Below are 13,817 nucleotides of genomic sequence, written 5' to 3'. Positions count from 1 at the left end.
TCAGCGAACGGTGGCGGCCTCGATGAATTCGTTGGTTTCGGTGGGTACAGACGCCTCGGGCGTGCGTATGGGCGTGATCAGCTTGGTGTATTCCTCAATCAGGCGGTTGAGCGCCTCGGGTGGTTCACTGGCATGAAACTGCATGCGGATCTGCACTTCGTCAGGGTCCCGGGCTTCGCCCTGGCGGCCCTGCGCGCCGATCGTCACCTTGAAGCTGGCTGCGCTGGCCCGATCGCATTCCTCGCGTAAGGCCTGTAGACCCTCGGCGGCGTTGACCCGTACTGACAGGTCCACCTGCATGCGCTCCAAGGTCAGGCCTTTGGGCGCCACCAGGGCGAACAGTGGTACGCGCATCACGTGCCTGTCGTCCATCGCGACCTCGACCATCTTGGCCTTCATGGGGCTTCCCAGCGCTTGGGTGTCGCAGTCGAAGAACTGGTCGAACAGGTTGATGTACTGCTGGGCTATCAGGCTGTTGGTAGCCGCAGCGGCCTCCTGAAGGCCGCGGGTGATTTCCCGCAGGTCGATGGCGGTCATGGGGGGTGGTGGCATGTCCAAAGGCGCGGCTCCTTGAAAATACAAGGCGCCCCGCGCGCGTGGGCGGGGCGATCGGTCAAGAGAGGGTTGGCGAATCAGTCCGCTTTCTCTTCGCTGCTCTTCTCAGGTTCGGACTCCGGCTGCAAGACCCCAATCTTGGAGATCTCTTCCGTACTCTCCAGCGTGGAATTCTTGACCACGGTCGGCTTTGTGGCGGCTTCGGTGAGGAAGTCGATTACCCGCATCATGGCTTCCGGCGGATCCTGACGACGCATTGAGGTGCTGAACGCATAGCGCGCCCGGGTATCGCTCTTGCGAGTTTGCGTGGACTTGCTGCTGATGCTGCCTTTTACATCCAGTTTGAATGGGCCCCAGCCCAGTGAGGCCGCCAGGTCGCCGCTCTTGCTGGATTCGCTGAAGTCTTCTGCCATCTGGCTGATCGTCAGTTCGAACTCGACGTTACCTTCATCGAGGGTGATGTTCGGGTGAGTGATGGCCGCCAGCAATGGCACTTTCATGGATTTGCTGACGATACCTTTGTACTCGCCTTGTTCGTCAACGATGGTTTCGTCGTAGTCGAACTGGATGGCGACGGCCTTGCCATCTTGTACGCAGACCTGCATGAGGAAGTCTGCATAGGATTTGCTCGCGGTGACCTGCGCCTGGACCATGGCCTGCAGGGGGGCAGCGATCATGCGGTCCATGGGCAATGCATTGATGACCGAGCCGATGAGGCTGTTGTCGATGGACATGATTGTCTTCACTTCTTTTCACGTAAAAAATACGGCCGCTCCAGGCGGCCGAGGGTGAAAGCTGTTAGCGAGCGCATAGCTCCTGACGGCGAATATTGCCGATCTGACGCAGGCTAAGGCCGTACTTGTTGGCCAGCAGGCTGCGTGACAGGCCGTTGGCGCTTTCTTTCTGAATCTGCAGGTTGCGCAGTTGGCGCAGGAAGTGGTCTGCCTTGGGGATTTCCAGGGCCACGCCAGCAAAGCGTTTGATCAGGGCATCGAGCGCATCGGCCGGCAGTACGTCGGCGAGCTTGGTGCGCTCTCGATGTTTGGGTATGTACTTGGGCCTGCCGCCGTAAGCGCAGGTCAGCTGGTAGGCGTTTTCAAGGCCGATGCATTCGATCAGGGCCTGCAGCGAATGCGGTAACTGGCCGATGTCGATGAGTGTGAGATCTGGCAGTTCCATATGAGACTTCCTCGCGGTTGATGGGGCGCGATGCCTGTCGTTGGCATGGGGGAATTCTCGGTGAGCGACGGATGCTGTCGCTAGGCGCGAAGTTGGCTGGCAGTTGTAGTTTCGATGAGCAGGGCTTGCAGGCAACGTTGTCGCGCGATGTAGGAAGATGCCTTAGTGATGCCGTGCAGGCCCGATTTTTCGTTGCTTTGATTTTTCAGCGATCAGGTGGGTGGCACTTCCCTTATTGGCAGGGATAGCTGTTCAGTAGGCTTGTACCTTTGAGGTAGGCAACACTCTTTTTCGCGTGCGCTTCAGGCAAGGTTCGCCAGTCGATGACCAGGCAAATGCTGTTCAATGGCTGATCATCGAGCATGCCAATGACCCTGTCGGGAAAAGTACGCCGATAGCGGGCGAGGGTGATGTCCAGGGCCTCGACGTGATCTGCGTGTGCCAGTGTCTGGCGGGCCAGGTCTGGCAACTGCGGTTGTGGGATCGTGAAGTAGGGATGCCCGGGCTTGGCTTTCAGATGCCCCGCTGCACGGGTTCTTTGCCACAGTTGTTGCCATTGGCTGCTGCCAGCATGGGCAGCGAGCTGGCCACCCAGCTCGAGCAACTGCTCAGGTGGCGTCTGGCGGGTGTCCAGAGCGTGAGTGGTCAGCGAAGGGGTGAGCAATATGATGAATAGCGCGAACCTGCGCATGGTGCCTCCAGCATCGAGTGGGGAAACCCGATGCTTTCAGGCCTGGCTTGCCACACTAAGCAGGAAATGCAGCGCTGCAAGGTGTCAGCGTTGTATCATTGCTGCCGCTCCTCGTGAGCCAATACCCCCCGATGTTGAAGGAATTTTCGATGACACACGTGCAGCGCCTCAAATACTCGCTTCTCATCATCCTGGTGGTGCTGGGCCTCATGCTGGGCCTGTCGCATCTCCAGAAGCAAGGCACGATCAGTGAACAGACCTTCCAGATGCTGGCCATTGCCATTGCCGTGGTCGTGGTCGTGATCAACGGGATTCTGCGGCGCAAGGTCAAGCCCTGACGCCTGCCGGCCGGCCAGCCCAGGCCGGCCTCCAGTCAGCGCGGCTAGGGCTGTTCGAGCACGGCGCGCGATTCTGGCTTGAGGCTGTAGCATTTGTCGCTGCCAAGGCTGATCACCCCCTCCGCGCACAGCCGTTTGAGCACTTCACGCACACTCAGGAATGACAGCGGTATGTCCAATTGTTCCAGTTGCGCATGCACGCCGCGTACACCAATGCTGCGTCCGGTGCGGTCTGCGTTGTAGAGCGCATCGATCACCTTGAGGCGAATGAGGCTGGTACGCAGGCCGTAGCTGCGCAGCAGTTCGCGAATCTGTTCGTTGCCGGTACGCTCGTCCACGCAGGCGGCCGCTCCACTGGCCGCCTTGCCTGGGGCGCACCCGGTCTGCAATCGGGGTTGCGGGTTGTACATGTGAATGCTCCTTTTCGTGGACTGTCCCGAAATATTGGGTGCCTCACTGATTAGGACGAATGAGAAGGGCAAATCTGCAGCCTCTGCCTGAAAAAAGTTCTGTGCCGGTTCTCTTGAAGACGGTTCATGGCGCCAGTGTGCGTAAAATTTTCATCCAGCCATTCGTCTGATCGGGAATGACCCCCTGAATCCGAGGAGTGCCCGTGTTGCCAATTTCGCGTCCTTTGACCTGTGCCAGCCTGGCGGCTGCCCTGGTCGCCTCCAGCGTAGCCGTGCAGGCGCGGGAAACCGGCGCTGATGCCAGTGCGCAGATCCGCCGCACCAGTTTTGGCGTGCCACATATCGTCGCCAAGGACGAGCGCGGCTTGGGGTATGGCATTGGCTATGCCTATGCTCAGGACAACCTGTGCCTGTTGGCCAATGAAGTGCTGACGGTCAATGGTGAGCGCTCGCGCTACTTTGGTGCCCAAGGTGTGACCCTTGAACAGCGCGGCAACCTGGCCAGCGACCTGTTCTTTACCTGGCTCAACACGCCGACGGCTGTCAGTGGCTTCATGCAGGCTCAGCCTGCGCGCGTACGTGAACTGCTGGAGGGTTATGCCAGCGGTTTCAACCGCGCCCTGGCCGAGCGGCGTAGCCAAGGCCTGCCAGCGGAATGTGGCGATGGCCAGTGGGTACGCCCGATCACCAGCCAGGACCTGGTCAAACTGACCCGTCGGCTGCTGGCTGAAGGCGGCGTGGGCCAGTTCGCCGAAGCCGTGGCGGGCGCTCAGCCCCCGAAGCTGGCAGCCCAGCAAGCAGCCCCGGGCTTTGACGTGGCACTGGCACAGCAGCAGCGCTTTGCCTCCGAGCGTGGCAGCAACGCGGTGGCAGTGGGGGCGCAGCGCTCGGCCAATGGCCGTGGTCTGCTGCTGGCCAACCCGCACTTCCCGTGGAGGGGTGGGATGCGTTTCTACCAGATGCAGCTGACCATTCCTGGCAAGCTGGATGTGATGGGGGCGGCCTTGCCCGGGCTGCCGGTGGTGAACATCGGCTTCAACCGCCACCTGGCCTGGACCCACACGGTGGATACCTCGAAGCACTTCACCCTGTACCGCCTGCAACTTGATCCCAAGGACCCGACCCACTACCTGCAGGATGGTAAAACCGTACCGATGGCACAGCAGACCGTGAGCGTCACGGTCAAGGCCGCGGATGGCACGCTCAGCCAGGTTGACCGCCAGGTTTACAGCTCCAGTTTCGGGCCGGTGGTGCAATGGCCCGGGCGACTGGACTGGGATGCCCAGGCGGCGTACAGCCTGCGTGATGCCAACCTGGACAACACGCGTGTGCTGCAGCAGTGGTACAGCATCAACCGTGCCGACAGCGTGGCGTCGCTGAAAGGGTCGATCGAGCAACTGCAAGGCATCCCTTGGGTCAACACCCTGGCAGTGGATGCCGAAGGCAAGGCGCTGTACCTGAACCAGTCGGTGGTGCCCTATGTCGATCAGCAGCTGCTGAGCGAATGCAGCAACCCGGCGGCGCAAGGCCCGCTGGTGGTGCTGGACGGGTCGCGCAGCGCTTGCCAGTGGAAGGTTGATGCCCAGGCTGCGCAGCCTGGTATCTTCCCGGCGCGGATGTTGCCTAGCCTGGAGCGAAACGACTTTGTGCAGAACTCCAACGATCCGGCCTGGATGGCCAACCCGACCCAACCGTTGACCGGGTTCTCGCCGTTGATCAGCCGCAGTGACCAGCCGCTGAGCATGCGCGGGCGCTTCGCCCTCGAGCGCCTGCAGGGCCATGCCAAACTCGGTGTCGACGACCTGCAGCGTATGGTGCTGGATGACGACGTGTACCTGGCCAGCCTGGTGCTGCCCGACCTGCTGCAGTGGTGCAAAGGGGCTGAGGCCGACTTGCGGGCTGTGTGTGCCAGCCTCGCCGCCTGGAATGGCAAGGCCGATCTGAACAGCGGTGTCGGCCTGGTGCATTTCCAGAACATGGTCGAGGCCATGGCCGAGCACCCGCAGAGCTGGCGCGTGGCCTTTGACCCGACAGCCCCCCAGCACACCCCGCGAGGCCTTGCGATAGAGCAGGCGGCAGTGCGCAAGTTGTTGCGTGAAGCAGCGTTGGCGTCATTACAGCGAGTGGCCCAGGCGGGTGTGGAGGAGGGCAGCCGTTGGGGGCAGATCCAGCAGGCCGCCGATGGCACGCCGGTGCCGGGCGGGCCACAGCAATTGGGGGTCTACAACGCGATGTTCAGCGTGCCGCATGGGCCGGGCAAGCGCTTGGTGGTCAGCGGTACCAGCTATCTGCAGTTGGTGAGTTTCACCGAGCAGGGGCCACAGGCACGTGGGCTGCTGGCGTTTTCGCAGTCCAGCGAAGCTGGCTCGGCGCATTTCAGTGACCAGACCAAGGCATTCGCCGCCAAGCAGCTGGCTGTCATGCCGTTTACCGAAGCGCAAATCAAGGCGGACCCGGAGTATCGGCAGTATGTGATCAGTGAGCGGGACAAAGGCGCTGTGGCCAGCCGGCCTCGATGAGTAGCCTTTGATAGCCTCTTCGCGGGCGTGCCCGCGAAGGAGTCAACTTGATCTGTCAGGAAAACTCGAAAGGCTCCAGGGCAAAGCCTTGCCCATCGACCTGCAGGGTCCAGCCCCGCCTGTCCCAATCCCCCAGCACAATCCGCCGTGCCGGTTCACCCTCCACCACCAGCTTGTGAATTGCCGGCCGGTGGGTATGGCCATGCACCAGCGTGCGCACGCCGTACGCCGCCATCACCTTCGGCACTTCCTCCGGCGTGACATCGACGATCTCGGTAGCCTTCATGCGGGTCTGCGCACGGCTCTCGCTGCGCAGCTTGCGCGCCAGTTTCTGCCGAGTGGCCAGCGGCAGGTGCCGAAGGATCCACAGGCTCACCGGGTTGCGTAGGTAGCGGCGCATCTTCATGTAGGCCAGGTCGCGGGTGCACAGGGTGTCGCCATGCATGAGCAACACCTGTTCACCGCCCAGTTCGATCACGCTCGGGTCGGCCAACAGCGTGCAGCCAGCCTCTGCGCAGAAGTCCTGGCCAATCAGGAAGTCGCGGTTGCCGTGCATCAGGTAGATTGCCGTGCCGCTGTCGCTGAGCTGGCGCAAGGCCTGGCAGATCGACTGCTGGAACGGGGTCATGGCATCGTCGCCGATCCACGCTTCGAAGAAGTCGCCGAGGATGTATAACGCCCTGGCGTGACGGGCACGGCCGTCGAGCAGATCAAGAAACGCCCGGGTAATGTCCGGGCGTTCTTCTTGCAAGTGCAGATCAGAGATCAGCAGGATCACTCAATGATCTCGGCTTTCTCGATGATCACGTCCTCTTTTGGCACGTCCTGGTGGCCAGCTTTGGAGCCGGTGGCAACCTTCTCGATGGCGTCGACGACTTCACGGCCTTCGATCACTTCGCCGAATACGGCGTAGCCCCAACCCTGGGTGTTCTTGCCGCTGTGGTTGAGGAAGTCATTGTTGGAAGCATTGATGAAGAACTGCGCGGATGCGGAGTGCGGATCCATGGTGCGGGCCATGGCGATGGTGTACTTGTCGTTCTTCAGGCCATTGTCAGCTTCGTTCTGGATGCTGGCACGCTTGTCAGTCTTTTCTTTCATGCCTGGCTCGAAACCGCCGCCCTGGATCATGAAGCCCTTGATCACGCGGTGGAAGACGACGTTGCTGTAATGGCCGGCTTTGACGTACTCAATGAAGTTGGCCACGGTCAGCGGGGCTTTCTCGGCGTCCAGTTGCAGGACGATATCGCCGTGGTTGGTGGTCAGTTTGACTTTGGACATGCTGAAACTCGCTCTCTCAAGGCAATCGGAATTAGGGCGCGCCAGGCGCGGATTATCACCTGACGCTAGATCTGGCGGCCGCGGCACATGTGCTTGGTTCATGACGCGCAGCGGCCATTTTGCACGGATCGCGATAAATCGCGCCAGTTTGTCAGTGCCCGGCTGTCAGCAGCTTGACTGCTTCGGCTATGATAGGCCCTTTGATTCAATCGGCCTACCCAGGCCGGACACGTGCATTCAAGGATCCTATGAGCAAGCCCACTGCCGACAACGCGCCCAACGCCGCTGCCAAAGGCGCCCCCGCTGTCCCTGCGAACTTCCTGCGGCCGATCATCCAGGCCGACCTGGACTCGGGCAAGCACAGCAGCATCGTCACCCGTTTCCCGCCGGAGCCCAACGGCTACCTGCACATCGGCCATGCCAAGTCGATCTGCGTCAACTTCGGCTTGGCCAAGGAGTTCGGCGGCGTCTGCCACCTGCGCTTCGACGACACCAACCCGGCCAAGGAAGACCAGGAATACATCGACGCCATCCAGAGCGACGTCAAATGGCTGGGCTTCGACTGGGCCGGCGAGGTGCGTTATGCCTCAAACTACTTCGACCAGCTGCACGACTGGGCCGTTGAACTGATCAAGCGTGGCAAGGCCTATGTCTGCGACCTGACCCCTGATCAGGCCAAGGAATACCGCGGCAGCCTGACCGAACCCGGCAAGAACAGCCCGTTCCGCGAGCGCGGCGTCGAGGAAAACCTCGACCTGTTCGCCCGCATGAAGGCCGGCGAGTTCAAGGACGGCGAGCGCGTGCTGCGTGCCAAGATCGACATGGCCTCGCCGAACATGAACCTGCGCGACCCGATCCTGTACCGCATTCGCCATGCTCATCACCACCAGACCGGTGACAAGTGGTGCATCTACCCGAACTACGACTTCACCCACGGGCAGTCGGACGCCATCGAGGGCATCACCCACTCGATCTGCACCCTTGAGTTCGAAGGCCACCGCCCGCTGTACGACTGGTTCCTCGACAACCTGCCGGTACCGGCGCACCCGCGCCAGTACGAGTTCAGCCGCCTGAACCTGAACTACACCATCACCTCCAAGCGCAAGCTCAAGCAGCTGGTCGACGAAAAGCACGTCAGTGCCTGGGACGACCCACGCATGTCGACCCTGTCGGGTTTCCGCCGCCGCGGCTACACCCCAGCGTCGATCCGCAACTTCTGCGAAATGATCGGCACCAACCGTTCCGACGGCGTGGTCGACATGTCGATGCTCGAATTCAGCATCCGTGACGACCTCGACCGCACCGCGCCACGTGCCATGTGCGTGCTGCGCCCGCTGAAGGTGGTCATCACCAACTACCCGGAAGGCCAGGTCGAGCAACTCGAACTGCCGCGCCACCCAAAGGAAGACATGGGCGTGCGCGTGCTGCCGTTCGCTCGCGAGCTGTACATCGACCGCGACGACTTCATGGAAGAGCCGCCGAAGGGCTACAAGCGCCTGGAACCGGCCGGTGAAGTGCGCCTGCGCGGCAGCTATGTGATCCGCGCCGACGAGGCGATCAAGGATGCCGACGGCAACATCGTCGAACTGCGCTGCTCGTACGACCCGGACACCTTGGGCAAGAACCCGGAGGGCCGCAAGGTCAAGGGCGTGATTCACTGGGTGCCGGCCGAAGGCAGCGTCGAGTGCGAAGTGCGCCTGTACGACCGCCTGTTCCGCTCCGCCAACCCGGAAAAGACCGAAGACGGCGGCAGCTTCCTCGACAACATCAACCCGGATTCGCTGCAAGTGCTGACGGGTTGCCGCGCCGAGCCGTCGCTGGGCCAGGCACAGCCGGAAGACCGCTTCCAGTTCGAGCGCGAAGGCTACTTCTGCGCCGACCTCAAGGACAGCCAGCCGGGTCGCCCGGTGTTCAACCGCACCGTCACCCTGCGTGACTCCTGGGGCAGCTAAGGAACCGCCGTGCTTACCATCTACAACACGCTGAGCAAGACCAAGGAAGCCTTCAAGCCGCTGGACGGCAACAAGGTGCGCATGTACGTGTGCGGCATGACCGTGTACGACTACTGCCACCTTGGCCACGGCCGCAGCATGGTGGCGTTCGACCTGGTAACCCGTTGGCTGCGTAAAAGCGGCTACGACTTGACCTACGTGCGCAACATCACCGACATCGACGACAAGATCATCAATCGCGCCAACGAAAACGGCGAGGCGTTCGACGCCCTGACCGCGCGCATGATCGACGCGATGCACGAGGACGAGCGCCGCCTGAACATCCTCAAGCCGGACCTGGAACCGCGTGCCACCGACCATATCGTCGGCATGCATGCGATGATCCAGACCTTGATCGACAAAGGCTACGCCTACGCGCCGGGCAACGGCGACGTGTACTACCGGGTCGGCAAGTTCGTCGGCTACGGCAAGCTGTCACGCAAGAAGATCGAAGACCTGCGCATCGGTGCCCGCATCGAGGTCGACGAGGCCAAGCAGGATCCACTGGACTTCGTCCTGTGGAAAGGCGTCAAGCCGGGCGAGCCTTATTGGGATTCGCCGTGGGGTCCGGGCCGTCCGGGCTGGCACATCGAGTGCTCGGTGATGTCCACTTGCTGCTTGGGCGAGAGTTTCGACATCCACGGTGGCGGCAGCGACCTGGAGTTTCCGCACCACGAGAACGAGATTGCGCAGAGCGAGGCGGCCACTGGCAAGCAGTACGCCAACAGCTGGATGCACTGCGGCATGATCCGCATCAATGGCGAGAAGATGTCCAAGTCGTTGAACAACTTCTTCACCATCCGTGATGTGCTCGACAAGTACCACCCGGAGGTGGTGCGCTACCTGCTGGTGGCCAGCCACTACCGCAGCGCCATCAACTACTCCGAAGACAGCCTGCGCGATGCCAAGGGCGCCCTGGAGCGCTTCTACCACGCGCTGCGCGGCTTGCCGCGGGTTGCCGCCAAGGGTGGCGAGGCCTTCGTCGAGCGCTTCAGCGTGGCGATGAACGACGACTTTGGTACGCCGGAAGCCTGCGCCGTGCTATTCGACCTGGTGCGCGAAATCAACCGCCTACGTGACAGCGATGTCGACGCGGCGGCGGGCCTGGCCGGTCGCCTGCGCGAGCTGGGGGATGTGCTGGGTGTGTTGCAGCTGGAGGCCGATGATTTCCTGCGGGCAGGGGCCGAAGGCAAGGTCGATGCAGCTGAGGTGGAAGCCTTGATCCAGGCGCGCCTGCAGGCGCGTGCGGACAAGAACTGGGCTGAGTCCGACCGTATCCGTGACCAGATCACTGCCATGGGTGTGGTGCTGGAAGACAGCAAGGGTGCTACCACCTGGCGTCTGGCTGACTGATTGACGTAACTGGGGCTGCTTTGCAGCCCTTTCGCGACACAAGGCCGCTCCTACAGAGGAATGCGATCTCCTGTAGGAGCGGCCTTGTGTCGCGAAAGGGCCGCAAAGCGGCCCCAGCTTTATTTGGCCAAGCCGGCCAGTGGGCAGTGCAGCACCAGCTTCGCCCCACCCAGCTCGCTCTCGCCAATTTCAAGCCCGAACCCATGCAGGTCGACGATCGCCGCAACGATCGATAACCCCAGGCCGAACCCGGAATGGCGGTGGCCTTCCTCGCTGCGGTAGAACCGCTTCAACACCGCAGTCCGCTCTTCTTCAGGAATCCCCGGCCCGCTGTCTTCGATGGCAACGTGCACACCCAGCTCATCCTGAGTCGCCCTGATGGCAACGCGACCGTCTTCGGGTGTGAACTTGATGGCATTGCCCACCAGGTTGGCCAGCGCCTCGAACAGCAACTCGCGATCACCATGCAGCGCTGGCAATTGCGCAGGCTGATCAAGGTTCAGGCGAATACCGCCATCTTCGGCCAGCGGCAGGTAGAAATCGTGCAATTCCACCAGCAGATCATGCGGATCAAGCTCAACGAAACCGGCGCGACGCTGGCGGTCTTCCAATTCGCTGATGCGTAACAGGCCACGAAAGCGTGCCATCAACGTGTCGGTCTCGCCAATCGCCTGGTCCAGCGCCTCGGCTTGTGGCGAGTCGTGCGCACTCTGCTGACGAATACGGTACAGCTGCGCCCGCAGGCGGGTGAGGGGCGTGCGCAAGTCGTGGGCGATATTGTCGCAGACGCCTTTGACCTCATGCATCAGCCGCTCGATGCGGTCAAGCATGGCATTGACGATGTCTGCCAGCATGTCCAGCTCATCGCGGCGTGCCGACAGCGGCAAACGGTGGGTCAGGTCACCCGCGACGATCAGCTCGGCCTGGGCCTGGATAGCACGGATGCGCTTCAGCGGGCGACGGCGCAGCAGGTACCAGCCGGCAAAGCCCGGGATCAGGGTCAGTGAGATGCCCCACAGCAATGCATGCAGGATGATGCGGGTGACCACGAACAGCGAACCATTGTCGCGGAACAGCACCAGCCAGCGGCCATCCTGCACCTTGATCGCCACCGCATCGCAGCTGTCACGGGGCATGTGCGGATCATCGGCGTCCAGGCAGCGCTGGAGCTCGTGCACCTTGCCGTCCAGGCCCAGATCAGGGGGGATCGCGCGAATGCGCCCGCCCACCGGGTTGAACTGGGCGTCGAACAGGCCATAGGCATCGAAACTGCGTTCTTCGAAGGCCTGGCTGGCGACCAGGGCGTCGTCCAGCTGCTTGCCGCTCATGTGTGCGAACAGGTGCTGGCGCTGCAGCATGGAATGGCGGGTGAGCTTGTTCAGGTAGCTCGAGACCTCGAAGTACAGCACCCCCATGAGGATGCTGCTCCAGGCCACGAAGAGAAAGCTGTACAGCGCCAACAAGCGGCTGGTGGACGAACTCCAGCCCTTAGACGGGTTCAGCAATGGCATAGCCCGAGCCCCGTACCGTACGGATCAGTGGCGACTGGCCGGGGGAGTCGATCTTCTTGCGCAGGCGACCGATATGCACGTCGATCAGGTTGGTGCCCGGGTCGAAGTGGTAGCCCCAGACTTCCTCGAAGATCATCATCCGCGTGATCACCTGGCCGCTGTGGCGCATCAGGTATTCCAGCAGCTTGTACTCGGTAGGCAACAGGTTGAGGGTGTGCTCGCCGCGGCGAGCCTCGTGGCTGATCAGGTCCAGCTGCAGGTCGGCGACCTGCAGGCGGGTCTGGGTCATGGGTACGCTGTTGCGACGCAGCAACACCTCGACCCGTGCCGCCATCTCGTCGGAGGCGAACGGCTTGGTCAGGTAGTCGTCGCCACCGGCGCGCAAGCCGCGCACACGCTCGTCGACGTCAGACAGGGCGCTGATCATCAGGATCGGCGTGGCGATTTTGAGGTTGCGCAGGGTGGTGACGATCGTCAGGCCATCGACCTCGGGCAGCATGCGGTCGACGGTGATCAGGTCGTAACCGCCGGCAATGGCCTTGGCCAGGCCCTCGCGGCCGTTGTCGGCCCAATCCACATCCAGGCCATGGCTGGAGAGTTCGGCGACGATTTCCTGGCCGGTGACGGCGTCGTCTTCGATGGTCAGTACGCGTGGCATGCTCGTTCCTGGGCGTCTATTTGGAGACTTGATTGTGCCAAAGAATAGCCAAACGGCGATTTAAGAAAAATTCATCTACGCCGGGTAAAACAAAACGGGGCATGCCAGTGTCTGGCATGCCCCGTCGGTCAGCGTGGCGCAGCGGCTCAGGCGACCTTGACGATCCAGCCTGCTGGCGCTTCGACGTCGCCGCTCTGGATACCGGTCAGCTCGTTGTAGAGCTTCTGGGTGACCGGGCCGACTTTTTCCAGGTCGTGGAACACGTGTAGCTTGCCATTGTACTCGATGCCACCGATTGGGGTGATCACCGCGGCGGTGCCGCAAGCGCCGGCTTCGATGAAGCGGTCGAGCTTGCTGATCTCAACGTCGCCTTCGATCACGGTCAGGCCCAGGCGCGATTGCGCCAGTTCCATCAGCGACAGGCGGGTGATGCCTGGCAGAACCGAGGCCGACTTCGGGGTGACGAATTCGTTGTTGGCAGTGATGCCGAAGAAGTTGGCCGAACCGACTTCCTCGATCTTGGTGTGGGTCAGTGGATCGAGGTAGATGGCGTCGGCGAAGTTGGCCTTCTTGGCCTCAGCGCCTGGCTGCAGGCTGGCCGCGTAGTTGCCACCGACCTTGGCTGCGCCAGTGCCCTGAGGGGCGGCACGGTCGAAGCTGGAAATCTGGAAGTTGTGCGGCTTCATGCCGCCCTTGAAGTACGAGCCAACCGGGATGGCGAAGATCGAGAAGATGAACTCGGGGGCGGTGCGCACGCCAATGTTGTCACCGGTGCCAATCACGAACGGGCGCAGGTACAGGGCGCCTTTGCCGTGCGGCGGGACGAACTTCTCGTTGGCCTTGACCACTTGCTTGCACGCTTCGATGAACACATCGGTCGGCACCTGCGGCATCAGCAGGCGCGCGCAGCTGCGCTGCATGCGGGCGGCGTTCTGGTCTGGGCGGAACAGGTTGATCGAGCCATCCTTGCAACGGTAGGCCTTGAGGCCTTCGAAGCACTGCTGGCCATAGTGCAGGGCAGTGGAGCCTTCACTGATGTGCAGCACGTTGTCTTCGGTCAGGGTGCCTTTGTCCCACTCACCATTGCGCCATACGGACAGGTAGCGCTTGTCGGTCTTGATGTAGTCGAAACCCAGCTTGTCCCAGTTAATGCTTTCGTTACTCATGACACCCTCGATTGTCTTGCAAGTGCCCGATTGCTCGGGCTGCTGTTATATGCGCACCTCGCCACGATAATACATCCGTCGCGGATCGGGAACGGTCAGTGACGAATTGGGTGAGGGCTGGCAGACGCTGCACCTCTATCGGTTGGCCCCGTCGGAGCCTGTGCTGTT

14 protein-coding genes are annotated in these 13,817 nt (G+C 61.9%); 4 read left to right on the top strand and 10 right to left on the bottom strand.

Going from position 1 to position 13,817, the window contains the following annotated elements:
- From APH28_RS02290 to APH28_RS02275, 4 genes are all read right to left on the bottom strand, one after another.
- A complete protein-coding gene (locus tag APH28_RS02290) occupies nucleotides 1–558 on the bottom strand; it encodes a DUF2589 domain-containing protein (protein ID WP_256248342.1) in 558 nt (185 codons plus the stop codon).
- Between the two features lie 74 nt (nucleotides 559–632).
- Entirely contained in the window at nucleotides 633–1,289 is a 657-nt protein-coding gene (locus APH28_RS02285) for a DUF2589 domain-containing protein (RefSeq protein WP_060507426.1), read from the bottom strand.
- Between the two features lie 64 nt (nucleotides 1,290–1,353).
- Nucleotides 1,354–1,734, bottom strand: coding sequence for a Mor transcription activator family protein (locus APH28_RS02280; RefSeq protein WP_060507425.1), 381 nt, complete (start codon nucleotides 1,732–1,734; stop codon nucleotides 1,354–1,356).
- Nucleotides 1,735–1,966: 232 nt separating this feature from the next.
- Complete coding sequence (locus APH28_RS02275) at nucleotides 1,967–2,425, bottom strand: hypothetical protein (RefSeq protein WP_060507424.1); 459 nt, start codon at nucleotides 2,423–2,425, stop codon at nucleotides 1,967–1,969.
- 149 nt (nucleotides 2,426–2,574) lie between these two features.
- On the opposite strand from APH28_RS02275, the gene APH28_RS02270 reads away from it, so the two are divergent.
- A complete protein-coding gene (locus APH28_RS02270; protein WP_003248064.1) occupies nucleotides 2,575–2,763 on the top strand; it encodes a hypothetical protein in 189 nt (62 codons plus the stop codon).
- 44 nt (nucleotides 2,764–2,807) lie between these two features.
- Here APH28_RS02270 and APH28_RS02265 read toward each other — a convergent pair whose 3' ends face one another.
- Nucleotides 2,808–3,173: a hypothetical protein gene (locus tag APH28_RS02265; RefSeq protein WP_060507423.1), complete on the bottom strand. Its 366-nt coding sequence runs from the start codon at nucleotides 3,171–3,173 to the stop codon at nucleotides 2,808–2,810.
- A gap of 203 nt (nucleotides 3,174–3,376) precedes the next feature.
- On the opposite strand from APH28_RS02265, the gene APH28_RS02260 reads away from it, so the two are divergent.
- Nucleotides 3,377–5,692: an acylase gene (locus APH28_RS02260; RefSeq protein WP_060507422.1), complete on the top strand. Its 2,316-nt coding sequence runs from the start codon at nucleotides 3,377–3,379 to the stop codon at nucleotides 5,690–5,692.
- Between the two features lie 55 nt (nucleotides 5,693–5,747).
- Here the strand turns inward: APH28_RS02260 and lpxH are convergent, their stop codons facing one another.
- Both lpxH and APH28_RS02250 read right to left on the bottom strand, forming a co-directional pair.
- Nucleotides 5,748–6,470, bottom strand: coding sequence for a UDP-2,3-diacylglucosamine diphosphatase (gene lpxH, locus APH28_RS02255; RefSeq protein ID WP_060507421.1), 723 nt, complete (start codon nucleotides 6,468–6,470; stop codon nucleotides 5,748–5,750).
- Complete coding sequence (locus APH28_RS02250; RefSeq protein ID WP_060507420.1) at nucleotides 6,467–6,970, bottom strand: peptidylprolyl isomerase; 504 nt, start codon at nucleotides 6,968–6,970, stop codon at nucleotides 6,467–6,469. The genes lpxH and APH28_RS02250 overlap by 4 nt, the downstream gene beginning before the upstream one ends.
- 248 nt (nucleotides 6,971–7,218) lie before the next feature.
- Here APH28_RS02250 and APH28_RS02245 point away from each other — a divergent pair, with 248 nt between their 5' ends.
- Nucleotides 7,219–8,922, top strand: a complete 1,704-nt coding sequence (locus tag APH28_RS02245; RefSeq protein WP_060507419.1) for a glutamine--tRNA ligase/YqeY domain fusion protein — start codon at nucleotides 7,219–7,221, stop codon at nucleotides 8,920–8,922.
- Nucleotides 8,923–8,931: 9 nt separating this feature from the next.
- Nucleotides 8,932–10,314 carry a cysteine--tRNA ligase gene (gene cysS / locus APH28_RS02240; protein WP_060507418.1) on the top strand — a complete coding sequence of 461 codons (1,383 nt, stop codon included), beginning with the start codon at nucleotides 8,932–8,934 and terminating at the stop codon, nucleotides 10,312–10,314.
- Nucleotides 10,315–10,433: 119 nt separating this feature from the next.
- On the opposite strand, the gene APH28_RS02235 is transcribed toward cysS, so the two are convergent.
- The 3 genes from APH28_RS02235 to APH28_RS02225 form a co-directional block, all read right to left on the bottom strand.
- On the bottom strand, nucleotides 10,434–11,825 hold the full coding sequence (locus APH28_RS02235) for a HAMP domain-containing sensor histidine kinase (RefSeq protein WP_060507417.1): 1,392 nt from the start codon (nucleotides 11,823–11,825) through the stop codon (nucleotides 10,434–10,436).
- The gene (locus tag APH28_RS02230) at nucleotides 11,803–12,483 is read right to left on the bottom strand and encodes a response regulator transcription factor (protein ID WP_060507416.1); all 681 of its coding nucleotides are present in this window, start codon (nucleotides 12,481–12,483) and stop codon (nucleotides 11,803–11,805) included. Before APH28_RS02230 ends, APH28_RS02235 begins: the two co-directional genes overlap by 23 nt.
- A gap of 146 nt (nucleotides 12,484–12,629) precedes the next feature.
- Entirely contained in the window at nucleotides 12,630–13,649 is a 1,020-nt protein-coding gene (locus APH28_RS02225) for a branched-chain amino acid aminotransferase (RefSeq protein WP_060507415.1), read from the bottom strand.
- Between the last annotated feature and the right edge of the window lie 168 nt (nucleotides 13,650–13,817).

Source organism: Pseudomonas sp. NBRC 111124 (assembly GCF_001320245.1).
Classification (GTDB): Bacteria; Pseudomonadota; Gammaproteobacteria; order Pseudomonadales; family Pseudomonadaceae; genus Aquipseudomonas.
Note: the sequence above shows the minus strand (reverse complement) of the source record. Positions and strands in the feature narration are given on the sequence as shown.